At 65.0% G+C, this 22338-nt stretch carries 13 protein-coding genes and 1 tRNA gene; 2 read left to right on the top strand and 12 right to left on the bottom strand.

The features are described from left to right. Window positions 1-2: 2 nt before the first annotated feature. The 3 genes from FG486_RS11710 to FG486_RS11700 all read right to left on the bottom strand — a co-directional run bounded on the left by FG486_RS11710 (window position 3) and on the right by FG486_RS11700 (window position 2406). Window positions 3-737: an SOS response-associated peptidase family protein gene (locus FG486_RS11710; protein ID WP_181267608.1), complete on the bottom strand. Its 735-nt coding sequence runs from the start codon at window positions 735-737 to the stop codon at window positions 3-5. Window positions 738-941: 204 nt separating this feature from the next. After that, window positions 942-2168, bottom strand: a complete 1227-nt coding sequence (locus FG486_RS11705; RefSeq protein WP_181267607.1) for a tyrosine-type recombinase/integrase — start codon at window positions 2166-2168, stop codon at window positions 942-944. A gap of 162 nt (window positions 2169-2330) precedes the next feature. Continuing rightward, window positions 2331-2406, bottom strand: a tRNA-Thr gene (locus tag FG486_RS11700). A 216-nt stretch (window positions 2407-2622) separates the two neighbouring features. Between FG486_RS11700 and FG486_RS11695 the strand changes: the two genes are divergently transcribed. Together FG486_RS11695 and FG486_RS11690 are read left to right on the top strand one after the other, a co-directional pair. Further along, window positions 2623-4050: a PAS domain-containing protein gene (locus tag FG486_RS11695; RefSeq protein WP_241695703.1), complete on the top strand. Its 1428-nt coding sequence runs from the start codon at window positions 2623-2625 to the stop codon at window positions 4048-4050. A gap of 180 nt (window positions 4051-4230) precedes the next feature. Next, on the top strand, window positions 4231-8940 hold the full coding sequence (locus tag FG486_RS11690) for an NAD-glutamate dehydrogenase (protein WP_181267606.1): 4710 nt from the start codon (window positions 4231-4233) through the stop codon (window positions 8938-8940). Window positions 8941-8990: 50 nt separating this feature from the next. Here FG486_RS11690 and FG486_RS11685 read toward each other — a convergent pair whose 3' ends face one another. From FG486_RS11685 to ppdK, 9 genes are all read right to left on the bottom strand, one after another. Beyond that, window positions 8991-10940 (bottom strand): alpha/beta hydrolase family protein, encoded by a 1950-nt coding sequence (locus FG486_RS11685; RefSeq protein ID WP_181267605.1) that lies wholly within the window; start codon window positions 10938-10940, stop codon window positions 8991-8993. Between the two features lie 96 nt (window positions 10941-11036). Continuing rightward, window positions 11037-12869, bottom strand: coding sequence for a translational GTPase TypA (gene typA, locus FG486_RS11680; RefSeq protein WP_181267604.1), 1833 nt, complete (start codon window positions 12867-12869; stop codon window positions 11037-11039). Between the two features lie 417 nt (window positions 12870-13286). Further along, window positions 13287-14705, bottom strand: coding sequence for a hypothetical protein (locus FG486_RS11675; RefSeq protein ID WP_181267603.1), 1419 nt, complete (start codon window positions 14703-14705; stop codon window positions 13287-13289). 83 nt (window positions 14706-14788) lie between these two features. Further along, window positions 14789-15547, bottom strand: coding sequence for a crotonase/enoyl-CoA hydratase family protein (locus FG486_RS11670; protein ID WP_181267602.1), 759 nt, complete (start codon window positions 15545-15547; stop codon window positions 14789-14791). Between the two features lie 142 nt (window positions 15548-15689). Beyond that, window positions 15690-16835, bottom strand: a complete 1146-nt coding sequence (locus tag FG486_RS11665) for an acyl-CoA dehydrogenase family protein (RefSeq protein WP_181267601.1) — start codon at window positions 16833-16835, stop codon at window positions 15690-15692. Between the two features lie 2 nt (window positions 16836-16837). Continuing rightward, window positions 16838-18052 carry an acyl-CoA dehydrogenase family protein gene (locus tag FG486_RS11660; RefSeq protein ID WP_181267600.1) on the bottom strand — a complete coding sequence of 405 codons (1215 nt, stop codon included), beginning with the start codon at window positions 18050-18052 and terminating at the stop codon, window positions 16838-16840. A 240-nt stretch (window positions 18053-18292) separates the two neighbouring features. Beyond that, the gene (locus tag FG486_RS11655; protein WP_181267599.1) at window positions 18293-18817 is read right to left on the bottom strand and encodes a DUF1254 domain-containing protein; all 525 of its coding nucleotides are present in this window, start codon (window positions 18815-18817) and stop codon (window positions 18293-18295) included. After that, window positions 18814-19392, bottom strand: a complete 579-nt coding sequence (locus FG486_RS11650; RefSeq protein ID WP_181267598.1) for a DUF1214 domain-containing protein — start codon at window positions 19390-19392, stop codon at window positions 18814-18816. Before FG486_RS11650 ends, FG486_RS11655 begins: the two co-directional genes overlap by 4 nt. Window positions 19393-19649: 257 nt before the next feature. Further along, the gene (gene ppdK / locus FG486_RS11645; protein WP_181267597.1) at window positions 19650-22313 is read right to left on the bottom strand and encodes a pyruvate, phosphate dikinase; all 2664 of its coding nucleotides are present in this window, start codon (window positions 22311-22313) and stop codon (window positions 19650-19652) included. Window positions 22314-22338 lie beyond the last annotated feature (25 nt).

The following is a 22338-nucleotide window of genomic DNA, read 5'->3' as shown; positions in this document are numbered from 1 at the left end:
AGTTATCCCTTGTTCGTGGACCGCGCCCACAGGTTCGCGGTGGCCTCGACCGTCATGGCATCGGCCGGATACGGCTTGTCGAACGCATAGAGCTCAGCAAGCGGTGCAATGAGCCAGGTCTTCCATGGATCCGCGCGCAGGATGACCGGCGAGCGATCGTGTATGTGCTCGAGCTCGGGAGCGTTTTCGGTCATCGCGCCGGTATAGCAGTCGCCCCACTCGTCCGAGGTTCGCCAGAGCCCGGCCCAGGCAAAGATCGGCTCCCCGCGCACCGACAGCCAGGTCTCGGTCATGCGTCCCGGTGTGCCTACGGCTTCGGCATAGCGCGAGGTAGGGATGAGGCAGCGATGCTCGGGCAAGGCTGCCCAGCGCTTCCAGAACGCGCCGAGCTTGTCGAACCGGGCATTATTGACGGGCTTGGGCTTGAGCGGCTGCCCCTGCTTCCCGCGCAGGACCACCGGGAAACCCCAGGTCATTTGCTCGAGCACCATTTGCCCATCGCGCTGCCGCACCACCCAGCCGGACTCCTTCGGGTGCACCGTTACCGGCCCCTCGTTATACGCCCGCAGCACCTTCGCGCTGAAGCGGCACGGCAGGAACGAGCGAGGCTGAGGCTCGAAGACATTCGCGAACTCAATGAGCAGCGGATCGCAAGCTTGCGTATGAGCGGGGAGCTGTTGCGCCAGTCGCAGGATCTTCGCGCCCTCATTGCCCGGGTGAAGCGTGAGCTTGAGCATCGCGGCGATATAGGCAAGCAGCGACTTTCAGATTGGGAGGAATGGGCACTGGCGGAAGCTGACAAGCTCGATCCCGTTCTTTCCGGGCAGACCATGTCGCGCCTTGAACCGCCACACATTCCCCGGGCGGAGCAATGAAGATGGCACGCCAGCCCGGACCGGGCGCTCGTTTTGCCGATGTCACCAGATCCGTTGCTCGTCAGTTCAGCCGCTGGCGCCTTTCATCATCGGCACGACCTGCGCGCCTACAGAGAGTCGCTCGAGGTAATCGCTCCACCATTGTGCCATCGCGACCCGCTCATCCCAATACTGGCCTCGAGCATAGGCACCTCGCACTGCATTGCTGTGTCCGTGGGCAAGGGCGCGCTCGATAGCGTCGGGATGCCATTTTCCGCTTTCATTCAACAAGGTGCTGGCAGTTGCCCTAAACCCGTGGGAAGTCACCACATCTTTGCCGAACCCCATTCGGCGGTAAGCGGAATTCATAGCATTCTCGCACATCGGCTTCTTTAGCGAGCTCTGGGCAGGGAACATGTAGTCCCGCCAGCCGGTATGCTCGCGAAGCGTCTTGAGTAGCTTCACAGACTGAAGGGACAAGGGAACGCTGTGGGGCCGACGCAGCTTGGTGCGTTCTGCAGGGATCCGCCAGACCGCCTCGTCAAAATCGACCTCTGTCCATTTGCCTTGCCGTAGCTCGCCAGGACGAAGGAACACGTGCGGCAAAAGCTGCATCGCAATCTTCACGACGATGCTTCCGGCATAATCATCAATGGAGCGCAGCACCTCTCCCAGCTGATGGGGTTCGAGCACAGCAGCATGATGAGTCACAATGGGGGTAGCCAGAGCCCCGCCAAGCATGGCTGCGGGATCATGTTTGCATAGCGCCATGGCTACCCCATGCCGAAACACGCGGCTGGCAAAGGCCCTGGTTCGGACAGCGGTTTCGCGCTTGCCTGCCTTCTCGATTTTCTTGAGCACCACCAGGAGCTCAGCGGGCTCGATCGCATCGATGGGCCGGGGGCCGATGGCTGGCGTCAAATGCGAGAGATACCAGCGAGCTTTTTCGATGGTGGCCTCTGCTTTCTTGCTGGCGACGAACCGGACAGCAATCAGGTCCTCGGCCACCGACTGGAAACTGTTCCCAGCCGACAATCGGCCCCTGATCTTCTCCATTTTGCGGGAATGAAGCGGGTCATCGCCCTCCCTGATTTTTTTGCGGGCATCGTCCCGGCGCTCGCGAGCGTCAGCCAGGGACACCTCAGGCCATGTCCCAAGTGACAACCTCTTTTCAGATCCGTGGATCCTGTACTTCAAGAACCAGTGCTTCGAACCGTTCGGCCGAATCTCAAGATAGAGGCCTTTATCGTCGGATTTGCGGTAAAGGGTATCAATCGGCTGAAACCCTCTGATTTCTGCGGCTTTGAGGGGCATTTGGGGGCACCACGCTTTTTCCTGTCGCTGTGCCCCCAATTGTGCCCCCAAATTAATGAAATCTGGGGGCACAATCTGGAACAAAGCGAGATTCCCGTCGCGAGCAAAACAGCCCGAAACCCGCAGAAATTCAACGTTTTGAGACGATTTGGGAAGGGGTGCTGGTGCCGCTTACGTGACTCGAACACGTGACCCCATCATTACGAATGATGTGCTCTACCAACTGAGCTAAAGCGGCGCGCGGGGCCTTGATTGGCCGATGCGAGCGGTGCCGTTATCAGCCTCGCGGGCCGGATGCAAGACGCCTTGAGCAGCTTGCGGCATGCAAACGCGCGGTCGTCCGGATCGCCAGCGCGGGGGCCGGGTCTGGCTAACGCACTGATGTGGTTAATTAACCCTAGTTTTACCTCCTTGCGAGACAGTGGCCGCCTAGGACACTGATTGGGACCGTTCCATGGATACTCTGCGCGGATATCGCGATGTCGGACAAGGCCATGATGCCGCAGACGAAGAGCTGCTGGCATCGGCAGACGCAAGCAGCGATGATGAAGCGCTGATGGACCCGCCCCAGACCTTTGGCAGCGACGAGCGACGGATGCACGTCCGTGCCTATAACCATTGGGCCAAGCTGCTGGGAAATAGAGTATTTCCGTCGATCGAAGACCTCGATCCGGAAAATATCGAGGACTTCGGACCGCACAGCGTGCTGCTCGATTTCACGTCGGGAATCGAGAACCCGGCAATCCCTTTCATCGGCAAGGCGCTGCGCGAGGAAAGCAACCTGCCCGAGGCGATCGCCTATCTCGACGAAGTGCCGGGCCGGTCGCTGCTGTCGCGAATCACCGACCATTACATGCAGATCCTGGCCAACCAGGCGCCGATCGGATTCGAAGCCGAATATGTGAACGATCGCGGATCGACGATCATGTATCGCGGCATCCTGCTGCCCTTCTCCACCGACGATGACACGATCGACTTCGTCTATGGCGTGATCAACTGGAAGGAACTGGCCGACCGCAAGCTCACCGAGGAACTGATCCTGCAGATCGACGAGGCGGTGAAACAGGCTCCGCGCAAACCCGCTCTGCCGGTCTGGGAAGATGATCCCGTGCAGAATCTGGCGCCGGGTGAAATCGGTGCGGAGCCGCTCGACGAGCCGCTTTCGCTCGATGGCTATGCAATGTTCGACGATCTTTCGGATGGCCTGATCGAGGTTAGCTTCGGCGGGCTTGACGAAGAGCGGGCGGCCAATCCTTTCCCGGTGGTAGAGCTGCCAGGCGGCGACGAAGCTCTCGCCGATCTGCTCGATTTCGCACGCGCGCATGTCGAGGCCGCGCTGGCGACCGAAGACCGGTCGCGCCACGCGCTCTATGCCGCAATCGGCCGCGCCTATGATTTCGCGCTGGCGGCGCGCGGTCGCCCCGACGATTATGCCGCGCTGCTGGCCGATAGCGGCATCGCGGCCCAGGCGCGTGCCCCGATGACCCCGCTGGTCAAGCTTGTCTTCGGCGCCAGCTATGACAAGACGCGGCTTGCCGAATATGCGTGCGTGCTCGCCCATGCGATGCGTCGCGACGTACCCCGCGGCAGCCTGGCCGACCTGCTCGCACAGCAGCCCGGCGGGCTCAAGGCGATCGTGCAGATCGAGCGCAAGGCGCGCCGTGCGCGCGACGAGGATGCCGAAAAGCTGTGCCGCAAGCACGAGACGCGCCAGCGTCTGCGCGCGGCGCCTGCCCAGCCGGTCAGCGCGGTGGACCTGGGCGACAGCGAATTTGCGGTGCTGGTCGCGCGGCGCGATGCCAATGGGACGCTCGGCGTGATCGGCATCATCGGCGAGGACGACCCGGTAGCCGATCGCATCCTTCGCAAGATCGCGGGTTGAGCCCGGAACGCTATCTGCAAAACTCGTAACATTTAATCGATCGACTGAAAGAAATTACGTCATTTTGGCGTGGTTACCCGGCTGTATGCTTGAGAAGCCGCGAGCGATGGCGCATAAGCCGGGGCAGCAGACCCCATAAAGAGGCGGCAAACCAGCGCGCACGCGGGGCACGAGGAACCCATGGCCGACATCCAGAATGCTGCGTCCGATGCAGACGCGCCGTCCAGCACCCCGTTTTCCGATCCCAAAAAGCACGAAAGCCTTCGCCACACCTTGAGCGACGCGTTTCTCAAAGGCGCACTGCCGGGCGAGAACGAGGGATTTGACGCAGAGGCGAGCAAGCAGGCCGCCGATTTCGCGCTTCGGGCGATGGCGCGGCGTCCCTCGCCCGATACCGTGCTCGCGATCGAATCGATCCCGGGACAGGCAGGCCACAGGCACATGCGGCTGGCGATCATCAACGACGACATGCCGTTCCTGGTCGATTCCATCGCTGCCACCATCTCGCGCTTCGGCCTGGCGATCGACCGGGTCATCCATCCGGTGGTGGCGCTGCGCCGCGATTCCGATGGATTGCTGAGCGAAATCTATACCGACGAGGCGCCCGGCGAGCGGCGCGAGTCCGTCGTCTATCTCGAGGTCGAGCGCGCCGATGCCCGGCAGCGCAAGGCGCTTGAAGCCGCCCTGCTTTCCGCCATGGCCGATGTGCGCGCCGCCGTGACCGACTGGCCAATGCTGCAGGCGGCGATGGCGGCCGATGCCGCGGCGATGGCCGATGGCGAAGGCGCGGCGCTGCTGCGCTGGTTCCTCGACCGCAACATGACCCAGCTTGCGCATCTGCGCTATCGCCGCGACGGCGCGGCCGAAGCGCCGCTGGGCCTGGCGCGCATGGCCGGCGAGGATCGCCAGCTGCTCGCCGCGCATTCGTTCGAACGCGCCTTTGCCTGGTTCGAAAGCGGCAAGGCCGCGCCGCTGATCATCAAGTCGAACTTCATCTCGACCGTGCACCGCCGCGCACCGCTCGATCTCATCATCCTGCCGATCTGGGAAGACGGCCGCGTCGCCGCGCTCTCGGTGCATGGCGGTATCTGGACCAGCGCCGCGCTCGCCGCCGCGCCCGAGCGCGTGCCGGTGCTGCGCGCGCACCTGAAGCTGCTGATGGACAAGTTCGGCTTTGCCCCCAACGGCCATGCCGGCAAGGCGCTGTCGCATGCGCTGACCGCGCTGCCGCACGACCTGCTGATCGCGTTCAGCCTGGAAAATCTGGAGCGCGTTGCCCTCACCGCGATGTCGCTCGCCGACCGTCCGCGATCGAAGCTGGTCACCGTCCAGTCGTCGCTCAAGCGCCATCTGTTCGTCTTCGCCTGGCTGCCGCGCGACGAGGTTTCGACCGGGCGCCGCGTCGCGATCGAGCGGATGCTGACCGAGGCCTCGGGCGGCAAGACGCTGAGCTGGTCGATTTCGCTCGAGGACGGCGAGATCGCTCTGCTGCGCTATGTGCTCGACGTGCGCGATGGTGCCGACCAGATTGACGATGCCGCGCTCGATGCGGCGCTGCGTGCGATGGTGCGCGGCTGGGAACCCTCGGTCGAGGAAGCGCTGATCGCGCAGGGCGAAGACAGCCGCGCCGCCGCGCTCGCCAGCCGTTATGCCGCGCAGTTCCCGATGGCCTATCGCACCGATTACGGCCCGCAGGAAGCCGCGCTCGACATCCTGCGGCTGCGCAATCTCGAAGGGCCCGAGCAGCACGGGGCGCGGCTCTATCGCAAGAGCCTGGACGCGGCGCAGAACCTGCGGCTCAAGCTCTACAGCCAGGCGGGCGCGATCCCGCTGTCCGAGACCGTTCCGGTGCTCGAGAATTTCGGCTTCGACGTGCTCGAGGAAATCCCGACCCAGATGGGCGGGGCCGATGGCGGGCATATTCACGATTTCCTGCTCAGCCTGCGCGGTCAGGGCGATGTCGAGGCGCTGATGCAGCGCGCCTCCGCGATCGAGGCTGCCATTTCCGGCACGCTCGAGGGCAAGGCCGAGAACGATCCGTTCAACCGGCTGATCGCCGCAACCGGGCTTGAGCAGCGCGCCGTCATCTGGCTGCGCGCCTGGTATCGCTATCTGCGCCAGGCGGGCCTGCCCTATGGCATCGGCACGATGGTCGATGCGCTGCACGATGCGCCCGATGTCGCGCACGCGCTGGTTGCGCTGTTCATCGCGCGGCATGATCCCGCGTTTACCGGCGACCGCGAGGCGGCGACCGAGGCCAATCTCGCCGCGATCAACACCGGGCTGACCCAGGTCTCCGCAATCGACGATGACCGGCTGCTGCGCATGCTGCGCGCGCTGGTCATGGCCGTGCTGCGCACCAACGCCTTTGCGCCGGCGGCGAAGCTGGCGATGGTGATGAAGATCGAGAGCGCCAAGGTGCCCGGCCTCCCCGCCCCGCTGCCCTGGCGCGAGATGTTCGTCTATTCGCCGCAGGTCGAGGGCATTCACCTTCGCGCCGGTCCCGTCGCGCGCGGCGGGCTGCGCTGGTCCGACCGGCGCGACGATTTCCGCACCGAGGTGCTGGGCCTGATGAAGGCGCAGCGCGTGAAGAACGCGGTGATCGTGCCGACCGGTGCCAAGGGCGGTTTCTTCCCCAAGCAGCTTCCCGATCCCGCGACCGATCGCGACGGCTGGCTGAACGGCGGCAAGGAAGCGTACAAGACCTTCATCCGCACGCTGCTGTCTGTCACCGACAATATCGTCGACGGCAAGGTGGTGCACCCGGCCGATGTCGTGGTGCATGATGGCGAGGACCCCTATTTCGTCGTTGCTGCCGACAAGGGCACCGCAACCTTCTCGGATACCGCCAATGCCATCGCGGCGGAGTTCAACTTCTGGCTGGGCGATGCCTTCGCCTCGGGCGGTTCGCAGGGCTACGACCATAAGGCGATGGGCATCACCGCCAAGGGTGGCTGGGTCTCGGTGCAGCGCCATTTCGCCGAAATGGGCGTCGATGTGCAGACCGAACCGGTGCGCGTCGCAGGCTGCGGTGACATGTCGGGCGACGTGTTCGGCAACGGCATGCTGCTCTCCAAGGCGATCAAGCTGGTCGCCGCGTTCGACCACCGCCATATCTTCCTCGATCCCGATCCCGATCCGGCGAAGAGCTGGGAAGAGCGCGCACGCATGTTCGCGCTGCCGCGCTCGAGCTGGGACGATTATGACAAGGCGCTGATCTCGAAGGGCGGCGGCGTCTTCCCCCGGTCGATGAAGGCGATTCCCCTGACCGCCGAGGTCAAGGCGATGCTGGGCATCGATCAGGACGAGATCGAGCCGGCGGCGCTCATCTCCGCGATCCTCCGCGCCGAGGTGGACCTGATCTGGTTCGGCGGTATCGGCACGTACATCAAGGCCGCGTCGGAGAACAATATCGACGTCGGCGATCCCTCGAACGATCCCTTGCGCATCAACGCCGAACAGCTGCGCTGCAAGGTCGTCGGCGAAGGCGCGAACCTGGGCGTCACGCAAGCCGCGCGCATCGCCTTCTCGATGCTTGGTGGGCGGATCAACACCGATTTCATCGACAATTCCGCAGGCGTCGACTGTTCGGACAACGAGGTGAACATCAAGATCGGCCTTGCCGCGGTGATGCGCGCCGGCCTGCTCGACGAGCCGTCGCGTAACGCGCTGCTCGCCTCGATGACCGACGACGTGTCCAGCCTGGTGCTTGAGGACAACCGTCTGCAGGCGCTCGGGCTATCGATCGCCGAAAAGGGCGGCACGCGTGCGCTGCCCAGCTATCTGCGGCTGATCGAGCACTTCGAGGAACAGGGCCGGCTCGACCGCAAGGTCGAGGGGCTGGCCGACAATGCCACGTTCAAGCGGCGCGCGCAGGAGGGCCATGGCCTCACCCGGCCCGAGCTTGCCGTGCTGCTCTCGACCGCCAAGCTCGCGCTGCAGGATGCGATTGAGCGCATACCGCTCGCCGATGATCCGACGATGCGGCCCGAGCTGCTCGCCGCCTTCCCGCCGCAGATGCGCGAGGCCTATGGCGACGTGCTGATGCAGCATCAGCTGCGCGGCGAGATCATCGCGACCAAGCTCGCCAACCGCATGATCAACCGGCTGGGCCTGATCCATCCGTTCGAGCTGGCCGAAGAGGAAGGGTGCACGCTGGGCGATGTCGCCTGCGCGTTCGTGGCGGCCGAACGGCTGTTCGCGCTGCCCGCGATCTGGGCGGAGTTCGATCAGACCCAGATGGACGAACAGGTCCGCCTGATGCTGTTCGATGCCACCGCCAATATCGTGCGCGTCCACATAGCCGATGTGCTGCGCGCGAGCGCCGACGGCCTGTTGCCTGGCGAGATCGTCGCTGCGCTCAAGCCCGGCGTCGATGCGCTGATCGCGGGGATGGACGATCTGCTCAATGCCGAGGCCCGGCTACAGGCCGCGCGCCAGGCGCAGGATCTGACCGCACAGGGCGCCGCCCCCACCCAGGCCGCGCATATCGTGCGATTGACCGGGCTCGACGGCGCCGCAGGCCTGGCCAATCTCGCCAGCCATAGCGGCACCGGCCCGCTGCCGCTGACGCACGCGTTCGCCGATCTCGGCGCGACGCTCGGCCTAGACTGGACGCAGATGACCGCCGCGCGCATGTCGCCCAGCGATCCGTGGGAGCGCCTGCTCGTCTCGGGCCTCGCCCGCGACTTCCAGCAGATGCGCCTCGACTTCTTGTCCAAAGCGCAGGGCGGCGATCCGCAGGATTATGTCGCCAACTGGACCGAAGCCAACCTGCCCCGCATCAAGCAGTTCCGCGGGCTGGTCGACCGGGCCCGGCTGGACGCCGCGCCGAGCGTCGCGATGCTGGCGCAGATCGCAAGCCAGGCGCGGATATTGCTGGGGCGGTAGGTTCGGCATGACCGGGGCTGCGTCGACCCGCGCAGCCCCGGATCACGCCGTCACGCCGGGTTATGCTTGGCGAGAAAGGCTTCGAGCTTTTTCAGCCAGTCTGCGAGATTGGCCGGGTCGTCAAACCCATGCCCTTCCTTTTCATAGCTGACAAATTCGTGCGCCTTGCCCGCCGACTTGAGCGCGTGCACATAGGCGGCGGCCTGTTGCGGCGGCACGACGGTGTCCTCCTGCCCTTGCGCGATAAGTACCGGGCGGGTCAGTCTGCTGGCCTGTTTCAGCGGTGACACGCTGTCCATGTCGAAGCTGCTGTCCCCCTGGATGGTGCTGCGCCACCGCCGCAATCCGCTGCGGCTAAAAAACCGCGCATCATATTTCAGGATGCGGTCCCAATCGGTGACTCCGGCAAAGCTGGCCGCGCATCGATAGCGTTCCGGATTGCGCGTTACCGCCCAGAGCGCGGCATAACCCCCATAGGAAGCCCCGACGACGCAAACGCGGGCGGCATCGACCATGCCCTGCTCCACCAGCCAGTCCATGCCATCGTCCAGGTCATCCTGCATCTGACGCCCTATCGCGCCTTCACCGGCCTTGGCATGCGCCTCACCATAGCCGCCCGACCCGCGGAAATTGGGCTGAAGCACGGCATAGCCGCGACTGGCGAGAAACTGCACCTCGGCATCGTAGCGAAGATCGTCGCGAATGCCGTAAGGCCCGCCATGCGGCAGGATGACCAGCGGCAACCCCTTGGCCTCCCTGCCCTTCGGCAGGGTCAGATTGGCATGGATGGTGAGGCCATCGCGCGCCTTGTAGCTGACATAGCGGCTCGGACTCAGCCTGGCGGGACTCAAGGCCTCGTTGGTGCGGGCGAAGACGTCCATCTTGCCGAGCGCCTCGTCGAACAGATAATAGCTGCCCGGGTCGTTGGGTCCGCCGACATGGATGATCTTGACCCGCCCGTCGCGGCTGCGCGAGACCAGCGAGCCATGGCGTGCTCCCAGGGCCTTGTCGATCGCTTCCTGGATTTGCTGCTTTGCCGGATCGAACCAGTGCACGCGCCGCCGTTCGTCGGTGTAATAGGCCGCCGATGGCGTGCCGTCCTCGTTCAGATCGTAATCGCTGATGTCGTGGTCCGGGTTGCCGAAGACCATCTCGCCGATGGTCTGCGTGGCATAGTTGTAGCGATACAGGGCATATCGCCCTGTCCCCTTGGCCGAAAGCACATAGCCCTGGTCCGATCCGCTGATCACCCGGATCGCGTCGATCAGACCTTTCTGCTCCTCGTCATCATAGCGGATGGTCGCAAGCTTGCGGAACCCGCCGCTGTCGCCCTCGCGATAGTGCAGCGTCCAGCTGTCGCGGTCGAAGCTCATGCCCATCCGCACCACGCCGCGATTGTCGGCAAACCATTCCCATATGTCGCCATAGGGATTCTGGACGGCCTCCATCTTGCCGTCGGCCAGCGTGACACGATAGACGGTCGGCCCGACATAGGGCGTCCGCTGCAGCGACAGCAGCGCCCATTGTCCCTCCGGATCGACGTAGATCAGGTCGTCGCCTTCCAGCCCCTGATAGTCCCGGCCGATGAAGACCGGCTTCATGCTAGCGGTATCAGCGGTCAGCAGATAGGAGCGGCGCGCTTCGACATCGAAATAGCGGACGGTCTGCGACACGCTGATCAGCAGGCGATTGTTGCCCGCCCAGCGATACCAGTTGAGGTCCAGCCGCTCTGCCAGCGGGATGGAGTGCAGCTTGCCATCGGTGACGCTGCGGGTGGCCACGAAGGTCCGCCCCCCGGTCTGGGTGGAGAACAGGATGTTCTGGCCATCGGGCGAGAGCTTGGGGCCGTTGATCAGTGGCAGCTTGGCAAAAAGCTCCGCCGAATAGGGCGCGGCCGTTACTGAATCCGCAGTGGCCTTCTCTTGACTTGCCCCTTGAGCGAAAGAAGGCGAACACCACAAGGCCAGCGCCAAGGCGCCCGCAATTTCAAACCCACGCAATGTGACAGCTCCCCAGCCTTATCTACCGAATAAGGCTAGGGAATTCTGCCCGGGCATTGCAAGCGGACTTGCATCCATATCGGATGCAGGTCGGACTTACGCCGCTTCCTTCTTCCGGCTCTGCTTCTTGCGCTCGTTCGGGTCGAGGAAGCGCTTGCGCAGGCGGATGGTCTTGGGGGTCACCTCGACCATCTCGTCGTCGTCAATATAGGCGATCGCCTGTTCCAGGCTCATCAGGCGCGGCGGGGTCAGGCGGATGGCGTCGTCCTTGCCGGTCGAACGGAAGTTCGTCAGCTGCTTCGACTTCATCGGGTTGACCTCGAGGTCCTCGGGCTTGGCATTTTCGCCGATGATCATGCCCTCGTACACGGGCACGCCCGATCCGATGAACAGGCTGCCGCGATCTTCCAGCGCGTTGAGCGCATAGCCCACGGTGTCGCCGGTGCCGTTGGAGATCAGCACGCCGACCGGGCGGCCAGCGATCGGACCCTTGTACGGCCCGTATTTCTCGAACAGGCGGTTCATGATGCCGGTGCCGCGCGTGTCGGACAGGAATTCGCCGTGATAGCCGATCAGCCCGCGCGAGGGAGCGCTGAAGGTGATGCGGGTCTTGCCGCCGCCCGAGGGACGCATGTCGGTCATCTCGGCCTTGCGCAGCGCCATCTTCTCGACGACCGTGCCGGAATGCTCGTCGTCCACGTCGATGACGACGGTTTCATACGGCTCGGTGCGGTTGCCGCTCTCGTCCTCGCCGAACAGCACGCGCGGACGCGAGATGCCGAGCTCGAAGCCTTCGCGGCGCATCGTCTCGATCAGCACGCCAAGCTGCAGTTCGCCGCGTCCGGCGACCTCGAAACTGTCCTTGTCCGCCGATTCGGTGACCTTGATCGCGACATTCGATTCGGCTTCGCGCATCAGGCGGTCGCGGATCATGCGGCTGGTCACCTTGGTGCCTTCGCGGCCCGCAAACGGACTGTCGTTCACCGCAAAGCGCATCGACAGCGTCGGCGGATCGATCGGCTGGGCGTGCAGCGGTTCGGTGACATTGGTGTCGCAGATGGTGTTGGCGACGGTCGCGGTGGTGAGGCCGGCGATCGAGATGATGTCGCCCGCGCTCGCCTGCTCGACCGGAACGCGCTCCAGTCCGCGGAACGCCATGATCTTCGAGGCGCGGCCTGCTTCGACGACATTGCCTTCGGGGTCGAGCGCATGGATCTGCTGGTTGGTCTTCACGGTGCCGCTGGCGACCAGGCCGGTGAGGATGCGGCCCAAGAAATTGTCGCGGTCGAGCAGCGTGACCAGGAACTTGAACGGGCCGTCCGGATCGGCGCTGGGCGACGGCACATGGCCGACGATCTTCTCGAACAGCGGCTGCAGCGTGCCTTCGCGCACCTCGGGGCTGTCGCCGCAATAGCCGTTGCGGCCCGAGGCGAAGAGCACGGGGAAATCGAGCTGCTCGTCATTGGCGTCCAGGGAGACGAACAGGTCGAACACCTCGTCGAGCACTTCCTGCGGGCGGCCATCGGGACGGTCGATCTTGTTGACGACGACGATCGGCTTGAGGCCCAGCGCGAGCGCCTTACCGGTAACGAACTTGGTCTGCGGCATCGCGCCTTCGGCAGCATCGACCAGCAGGATCACGCCATCGACCATCGAGAGGATGCGCTCCACCTCGCCGCCGAAATCGGCGTGGCCGGGCGTATCGACGATGTTGATGCGGGTCTTCTCGCCGGCATTGTCCCACTCGATCGAGGTGCACTTGGCCAGGATGGTGATGCCGCGTTCCTTTTCCAGGTCGTTCGAATCCATCGCGCGCTCTTCGACGCGCTGGTTGTCGCGGAAGGTGCCGGACTGGCGGAACAGCTGGTCGACAAGGGTGGTCTTGCCATGATCGACGTGCGCGATGATGGCGATATTGCGAAGAGACATGGAAATAGCCTGTATCAGGGGGATGGTCGCGGACACGCCGTCCACCGGCACGCCTGTTGCTGGCGCGCCCATAGCCCAAGGGGTGCTGCAGCGCAACAACTAGCGCGTGGGGGGTTGCGGGCGGCAGGCGCCGAGGGGTAGCAGCCCCCCTCTCCCCTCCCGCCTGCAAGAGGGGTGGCCGCAGGCCGGGGTGAGCCAGCAACCGTCCCTGCTCCAGGCCCACCCCGGTCCGGCAAGCCGGACCTGCCCCTCCCGCAAGCGGGAGGGGAGAGACGCGCTCAAGGCTCGCGCTATTCCCGTCATCCTGAACTTGTTTCAGGATCCATCGCACCCCAAAAGCCGAAGCCGCGTGGGGAGAAATGGGCCCTGAAACAAGTTCAGGGTGACGTTCGGTGGAAGGTCAGCGAGCATTACCCACTATTCCGCGCACACCCCAATCCACATGTCTCGCGGCATCTCGATGCGGATCGGGGGGCCGCCCTTGGGTTCGGGGATGCCGTCATACCAGAGCGAGCGGGCGAGGTCGGGCATGAACACGCCGAGCGGGGCGGGGCTGTCCAGCATCGGGGGTTCGGCGACATATTTCAGGCCATTGGGCTCGCCGATAAAGGCGTGGAAATAGAGCTCCTCCTCGCCCTCTTCCTGCGGCAGCATCTGCGGCGGGCTCTGCGCATCGCCCAGGCCATCGACCGGGATCAGCGTGGTCGATCCGAAACCGTTCGAACCGGCAAAGGTGAAATACCGGCGGAAGATGAGCTTATCGTCCTCGTCCTTCTGCTCGAGCACCGCGACCAGGTCCGACTGCGCGCTCGGCGGCAGCGCGGGCTTTTCGAAATGCAGCGAGAAGCGCGTCGGCCAAGGCGAATGGTAGCTTGCCTTCAGGATCGGACAGGACAGCGGCTTGACCTGCACCGCCGCCGCCGGGTTGATCTCCAGCGTGTCGATGGAAAGCCGGTCATCCACGATCTTGAACGAGGCGTAGGCGTCTCCCGCGGTCGGACAGCAATTGGCGTCGCTGTCGCGCCAGAGCGAGAACGAGCTGCTGATGCCGTACAGGCTGTATTCCACGCCCTTCCACAGCCCCAGCCCCTTGGGTAGCCGGGTGCGCAGTTCGTATTTCCAGCCGTTCATGCCGATATTGGCCCAGCCGTCGGAGCGTAACAGGTAGAGCGTATCGGCATTGCCTTCCCCCGTCCCGGCGGTGCGCGCCGGCATGTGCAGCATCAGCTTCTCGCCATCGTCGATCAGCAGCGGGGTCGAGGCCTCGCCCTCGGTGGTGGTAAAGCCGATCAATTGCGGCGCAGGGCCGGTGATGTCCCAGGCGACCGCGGCGCGCAGCGGGATGCCGCCGCCCGGCTCCAGCCCGCTCATATATTGCCAAGCGACCGAACGCCGGCGCCCCTCCTCGCCCGCGTTGAGGACACCGGCGGATTCGACGACGCAGTTCTCGACCGCCGCGATCTGGCAGGCTTTCGCGAAGTCCGGTCCGAACCCGGCGGGGGCGCGGATCGAGGCGGCAATTTTGGTCAGCCCCTCGATCTCGCTCTTCACATAGCCCAGGCTCTCGACAATCATCGCCGCGTTGGCAGTCTGCGGGCTGTCATCCTCGCTATATTCGAAGCCCCGGCGCAGATCGGCGAGCGCCTCGTCGTGCCGTTCGGCGATCACCGCCTTGCGCGGATCGACCTTTTGCCAGGCCTTGAACGCCGCCTCGACATCGGCCCAGCCCACGGCGATCGCGCGATCAGCGCACAGCGCCTTGGCGTTGAGCGTACGGTCGGGACAGGGCGCAGCGGCGCTCGAAGCCGCGAGCAAAAGGGCGGGCAGCAGGATCACGAGAAACTCCAGTCAGGCGCGACCCTGCCAGCCCTGTTTTCAGCAGATTGCCGCCGAAATCAACGCGTTTCGGCGGCGCGTGATCACTTGCCGGTCCAGTTCGGCGCGCGCTTCTGGGCGAAGGCGGCGGCGCCCTCGCGCGCGTCCTGCGAGGTTATCACGGGGCCGACGATTTCCTGCTGCTTGGCCCACATTTCCGCATCGCTCCAGCCGCGCGATTCGACGATCACCTGCTTGGAAACGCGCACCGCGAGCGGGCCATTGGCGCTGATCTTGTGCGCCAGTTCGAGCGCGCCATCGATCGCCGGGCCTTCGACCACGCGGTTGACGAAGCCGATCTCATAGCCGCGCTGCGCCGAGATGAAATCGCCGGTCAGCGCCAGTTCCATCGCGATGCGCGGCGGGATCTGGCGCGGCAGGCGCATCAGGCCGCCGGCGGCGGCAGCGAGGCCGCGCTTGGTTTCGGGAATGCCGAACTGCGCGCCGCTATTGGCGACGAGCAGGTCGCAGGTGATCGCCACCTCCATGCCGCCCGCCAGCGCATAGCCATCGACCGCGGCGATCAGCGGCTTCTTGGGCGGCGACTCCACAAAACCGGCGAAGCCCTTGCCCTTCACCATCGGCAGTTCGCCGGTGAGAAAGGCCTTGAGGTCCATGCCAGAGCAGAACGTGCCGCCCGCTCCCTTGATGATGCCGACCCGCAGCGCGTCATTGGCATCGAGCTCTTCCATCGCCGCAGCGACGCCTTCGGCCACCGCGCGGTTGACCGCATTCTTGGCCTCGGGCCGGTTGATGGTGATGATGAGGACGCCATCGTCGGCGAGGGTTTGCACTTCGGACATATCTAACTCTCCAGATCAAAACCGGCGCAGCCGGAACATTTCCTGTTTTCTTCGCGGCTTCGCGCCTTCGCGTGAACCCAGTCTTTTTGTTTCACGCGAAGACGCGAAGGCGCGAAGTTTTCTGTGTCTCCCGCCGCCAGGCTCAGAACAGCAATTCGGCCAGCTTCGCCCGGTGCCAGGCGGCATCGCCGAACTGGCTGGCGTGCCAGATCGCGCTGCGGCGATAGAGCCCGGCATCGCAATCGTGCGTGAAGCCGAAGCCGCCATGGAACTGGACCGCGCGATCGGCGGCGAAGCTGTACGCCTTGTCGGCGCTGGCCTTGGCCATGCGCACCGCGATCTCGCCCACGCCCTGCTGGCCGAAATTGTGCGCGGCGCTGAGCATGTGCGAGCGCGCCTTTTCGTAAGCGACATAGGCATTGGTGATCGGGTGCTTGAGCGCCTGATATTCGCCGATCAGCTTGCCGAACTGCTTGCGGGTTTTCAGATATTCGATCGTGTAGTCGATCGCGCTCTGCGTGCCGCCGCACATTTCCGCCGCCTGGAGCAGCGCGCTCGCCAGCTCGATCTGGGCGAGCGCGCTGGCCGATCGGCCCGCATCGAGCAGCGCCGAGGCCGGAATGCTGATGCCGTCGAGCGTGAGCTCGTAGGTGCGCCGGGTCTCGTCGACGATGATCTCGCGGCGCAAGGCGCTGTCCGCAATCGCGGCGCGCTCGATCAGCGCCAGCCGCACCGCGCCATCGACATTGACCGTGGCGATGACCAAGGCCGCGTCCTTGGCATAGGCGACGAACTGCTTGGTGCCGGACAGCGCATAGCCCTCGCCGCTCGGCTTCGCGGTCGACTCGACATGAGAGAGCGTCCAGTCACCGTGCGGCTCGTACAGCGCCAGCGTCGCGATCTCGCCCGCGACGATGCGCGGCAGCCACTCGCCGCACTGCGCCTCGTCGGCTGCGGTAAGCAGCGCCTGCGCCGCCACGGTGCAGCTCGCGAACGGCGTGGTCAGCAGCCGCCGCCCCATCTGCTCGGCGATCGGCGCGACCTCGGCCATCGACAGGCCGACGCCGCCATGCGCCTCGGGGATCGCGATGCCCAGCCAGCCCAGTTCGGCAATCTCCTGCCAGACTTGCGGGTCATAGCCGCGCTCGTCCTCCATCAGCTTGCGCACCTTGTCGATCGGCGACTTGTCGCGGCAGAAGCTGGTGGCGACGTCCATCAGCTCGATCTGCTCCTCGCTGTAACCAAGGCCGCCGAGGTGATTGGCGAGATTTTCTTCGCTAAAGGCCATGTTTAGCGTCCCTTCGGCAGGCCAAGCACATGCTCGGCGACGATGTTGCGCTGGATTTCGGACGTGCCGCCGCCGATCGTGGCGGAGAAGCTGTTGAGATAGCTGCGGTGCCAATAGCCATTGTCGACCGCGCACGGATCGTCGACATAATAACCGCCGCGCGTCCCCTGGAACGCCAGCGAGAATTCGGTCAGTTCGCGGATCATTTCGGTGCGCGCGAGCTTGTTCATCAGCGCGAGGCCCATCGGCCGGTCCTGCACCAGCGGCCCCATGCGGCGGCGCTGGTTGTTGAGGTTGAGCGCCTGGATGTCGATCATGAAATCGACCATCCGGTCCTTCATCACCGGATCGTCGAGCAGCGCCTTGCCGCCGCGCTGCGACTGGCGCGCCAGTTCGACCACGCCCATCGCATCGAGTTCCTTGAGGAAATAGCCGCCCGCCAGATTGACCTTGGCACCGCGTTCGTACTCGAGCGTCTTCATCGCGATCTGCCAGCCATCGCCTTCATTGCCCATCAGGCATTCGGCGGGGATGCGCGCATCGGTGAAGAAGCACTGGACGAAGCCATATTCGCCGGTCAGCTTCTTGATCCGCCGCGTCTCGATGCCCGGCGCGTGCATCGGCGCGAGGAAGAAGCTGAGGCCCGCGTACTTGTTCGGCCCCTCGTTCGAGGTGCGTGCGAGCAGGATCATGTATTTCGCGCGGTCGCCCAGCGAGGTCCAGATCTTGGAGCCGTTGAGCACATATTCATCGCCGTCCCGCACCGCCTTGAGCTGCGCATTGCCGAGGTCGGAGCCGTTTTCGGGCTCGGAGAAACCCTGGCACCAGATATCCTCTGCGCTCAGCATGCCCTTGATATATTTCTTCTTCTCTTCCTCGCTGCCGATGTCGAGGATCAGCGGTCCAGCCCAGCCGATGCCGATGGCGTTGAGCATGATCGGACCGTCGTACTTCTTCATCACCTTGGTGGCGATGCGCTGGAAATCGGGGTGCATGCCCCCGCCGCCATATTCCACCGGCCAGCTCGCGCCGAGATAGCCCGCCTCGTAGACCTTGCGCTGCCAGGCGCAGAGAAACTCAAACTGCTGGTCGGTGCTCACCTCCATGAAGGTCAGCGGCAGCATGAAGCCGGGGTCCTTGGGCGTGTTCTCGCGGAACCAGGCATCGGCCTGGGCCTCATAGTCCGCCAGCTCGGCAGCGGTGGGACGGGTTGCCATGTCGCTCTCCTGTTGCGCGTTCGATCCGGGCCGCTTCAAGGGATTCGCGGCCTCGTTTAATCGTTCGGTTAAAAGGAGATATGCAGGGGTCTGCGGCGCTTGTCTAGGGAGGGGAGCGAAATTCCTTACATCGCTGTCAGTGGGCCGCGCATCCTCGTCACCCCCGCGCAGGCGGGGGTCCCGCTTTCTGGCTCACCATTGACGCAGAAGCGGGATTCCCGCGTTCGCGGGAATGACGGATCAGCTTTTCAACGGCCTGCAGAACGACTTCTTCCGATAGGCATCCACCGCGCCGATCTCCGCCCGGTTGTTGAGCAGCACGCGGATCAGCGCGACGCCCTTGGCATCGGGCATCACGACCTTGCGCGCCGCCTTGGGCACGGCCTGATCCGCAGTCGCCAGCACAAGGCGGATCGGCTTGCCGCCGGTGTCGCGATCGCTTTCGACGAACGCGACATCGGTCACGCTGTCGAACACCGTCAGCGACCAGTAATGATCGGGCACCGGCGCGATCATCACCTCCAGCGGAGCCTGGGTGAGATCGAACGCGCAGATCGAATAGGCAAGGTCGGGGCTCGGCCGCACGATCGTCTGCCGCTCGGCGACGACCGGCGGGGTGTGCGCCATGCGGTTATAGCCCGCCTGATCCGCCAGCCGCATCCAGGCGCGGTCCATGATGACGCTGGGGGCGGCAGCGAGCGTGCCGTACCAGGCGGCGAGCGCGGCGATCACCGCCACGACAATGGGTCCGATCCAGCGGCTCATGCGTCGCACTCCCCGCGCTCGATCCGCGGCAGCGGCACGCTCCCGCGCCTGGCCAGCAGGTCGCGCGAGGGATGATAGGCGCGCAGCGTCAGTTCGAACGGCTGGTCGTCGGGCATCGCGATCCAGTGCGCGCCGGTGCGCTGGCGCGCGATATCGACGGTCCAGTTCGCCTTTTCCTCGGGCGGGATCGCTGCGCTGCCGACCGAATAGACACTGGCCGGGTTGGGGATGAGATAGCCCGCCTTGTCATAAAGCGTCAGGCTCCACCAACGCGCATTGATCGCACCGCCGGCGACGCGGTACCGGCACTTGCCGGACAGCTCGCGCCCTTGGCTGTCGGTCGATGCGTTGAAATAAATCGCCTCGCGCTCGGGCAGCGCCAGCAATCCGCGCAGCGCGACCGTCGCGCGGGTGGCGACGCTCGCATCGGCGGTGCCGACCTTCTCGCCGGTGCGCCACGGTCCGTTCTCGATCCCCATCGCGGCAAAGCTCTGCTTGAGCTGCAACGCCGCCGCGCCGGTGCCCAAAACGAGCCCGACGACCAGCATGATGCCATAGCGAAACCCGGTCCGCATGCGATCCCCTCCCTGTTTTGACACAGGCTATGCCGGAAGATCGGGGGGAATGGCAAGCGCGATTGGTGGGTGGGGCTGTGCGCCCTTTCTCCCCTGCCTGCCGGTCCCCTGCGCAGGCAGGGGCCCATCACCTGCCCAGGCGGCTCCTGCAATGGTTGCACGAGCGGGCAAAGCTCGGGAGATGGGCCCCTGCCTTCGCAGGGGACCGTATGATGCTCGGTGCTTCTCCCCTCCCCAAGGGAAGTGTGAGCACCCGCTCAGCCCTTCTTGAGCGCCGCCTGCGCCGCGGCCAGCCGGGCGATCGGCACGCGATAGGGCGAGGCGCTGACATAATCGAGGCCGGCGGTTTCGCAGAACGCGATGCTCGCCGGATCGCCGCCATGTTCGCCGCAGATGCCGAGCTTGATCTCGGGACGGGTCTTGCGGCCCTTTTCGACCGCGATCTCGATCAGCTGACCGACGCCCTCAATGTCGAGGCTGACGAACGGGTCGCGCGCAAAAATGCCCTTGTCGACATATTGGGTGAGGAACCGTCCGGCATCGTCGCGGCTGACGCCGAGCGTCGTCTGGGTGAGGTCATTGGTGCCGAAGCTGAAGAATTCGCCGACCTCGGCAATCTCGTCCGCCATCAGCGCGGCGCGCGGGAGTTCGATCATCGTGCCGACGAGATATTCGATCCGGCGGCCCTTCTCAGCGAACACCATCTCGGCGGCGGTATCGACCACCTTCTTCATCAGCTCGAGCTCGCGGCGGGTCGCGACCAGCGGGATCATCACCTCGGGGATAGGAGCCGCGCCGCTCTTCTCCGCGACATCGCACGCCGCCTCGAAGATCGCGCGCGCCTGCATCTCGTAGATTTCGGGATAGGTCACGCCCAGACGGCAGCCGCGATGGCCCAGCATCGGGTTGAACTCGTGCAGCTCGTTGGCGCGGCGCTTCAAGACCTCGACACCGACGCCGGCGGCTTCGGCGACCTCGGCAAACTCGCTCTCGCTGTGCGGCAGGAACTCGTGCAGCGGCGGATCGAGCAGGCGGATGGTGACCGGCAGGCCCGCCATCACCTCGAAGATGCTGTTGAAGTCGCCGCGCTGTTCGGGCAGCAGTTTCTCGAGCGCCGCGCGGCGGCCCGCTTCATCCTCGGCCAGGATCATCTGGCGCACCGCGGTGATGCGGCTCGCCTCGAAGAACATGTGCTCGGTGCGGCACAGACCGATGCCTTCCGCGCCGAAATCGCGCGCGACGCGGCAATCTTCGGGCGTCTCCGCATTGGTGCGCACCTTGAGGCGGCGGACCTTGTCGGCCCAGCCCATCAGCACGCCGAAATCGCCGACCAGCTCGGGCTGCACGGTGGGCACCTCGCCCAGCATCACTTCGCCCGAGGCGCCATCGATGGTGATCGTGTCGCCCTCGCGCAGCTCGCGCTTGCCGATGCGCAGCACGCGCTCCTTGTTGTCGATCGACAGGCTGCCCGCGCCCGAGACGCAGGGCCGGCCCATGCCGCGCGCCACCACCGCCGCGTGGCTGGTCATGCCGCCGCGCGCGGTGAGGATGCCCCTTGCGGCGTGCATGCCGTGAATGTCCTCGGGGCTGGTCTCGATGCGCACCAGGATCACCGCATCGCCCATCTCGTTGCGGCGCTCGGCGGTATCGGCGTCGAACACGATGATGCCGCTCGCCGCGCCCGGCGAGGCAGGCAGGCCCTTGGTGAGCACGTCGCGCGCCGCAGATGGGTCGAGCGACGGGTGGAGCAGCTGGTCGAGCGCCATCGGGTCGACGCGCGCGATCGCCTCTTCCTCGGTGATCAGGCCTTCATTGGCCATTTCCACCGCGATGCGCAAAGCCGCCTTGGCGGTGCGCTTGCCCGATCGGGTCTGCAGCATCCACAGCTTGCCGCGCTCGACGGTGAACTCGATGTCCTGCATGTCGCGATAGTGCTTTTCGAGAATGTCGAACACCCGCGCCAGCTCGGCATAGGTTTCCGGCATCGCCTCTTCCATGCTCAGCGGCTTGGCATTCGCCTCCTCGCGCGCCTGCTTGGTGAGATATTGCGGCGTGCGGATGCCCGCGACCACGTCCTCGCCCTGCGCGTTGATCAGGAACTCACCGTAATAGAGATTCTCGCCGGTCGAGGGGTTGCGCGTGAACGCCACGCCCGTCGCCGAGGTGTCGCCCATATTGCCGAACACCATCGCCTGCACGTTGACCGCAGTGCCCCATTCGGACGGAATGTCGTTGAGGCGGCGATAGACCTTCGCGCGCTCCGACTGCCAGGAGCCGAACACCGCCGCGACCGCGCCCCAGAGCTGGTCGTTCACGTCCTGCGGGAAGGGCTTGCCCCACTGGTCCTCGACCAGCGCCTTGTATTCGCCGACCAGCGCCTTCCAGTGCTTCGCCTCCATCTCGGTATCGCTGAAGAAGCCATTGTCTTCCTTCATGATTTCGAGCGCTTCCTCGAACGCATCATGGTCGAGGCCGAGCACCACGTCCGAATACATCTGGACGAAGCGGCGATAGCTGTCCCAGGCGAAACGCTCGTCGCCCGACACCTGGGCGAGGCCCTGCACGGTCTCGTCGTTGAGGCCGAGGTTGAGCACCGTGTCCATCATGCCCGGCATCGAGACGCGCGCGCCCGAACGGACCGAGACCAGCAGCGGATCGGCGGCATCGCCGAACTTCTTGCCGGTAACGCCCTCGATATGCGCGAGGCCCTCTGCCACTTCGGCCTTCAGGCTGTCGGGGAACACCTCGCCATCCTGATAATAGCGGGTGCACATTTCGGTGCTGATGGTGAAGCCGGGGGGCACCGGCAGGCCGATCGAGGCCATGCCATCGAGATTGGCGCCCTTGCCGCCGAGCAGATTCTTGTTGCCCGCACCGCCATCATTGGCGCCGCCCCCGAAACGGTACACATATTTGGTCATCAGCTTCAGCCTGTCCGTGTTTGAA

It is taken from the genome of Blastomonas ursincola (genome assembly GCF_013607875.1).
Classification (GTDB): domain Bacteria; phylum Pseudomonadota; class Alphaproteobacteria; order Sphingomonadales; family Sphingomonadaceae; genus Blastomonas; species Blastomonas ursincola.
Note: the sequence above shows the minus strand (reverse complement) of the source record. Positions and strands in the feature narration are given on the sequence as shown.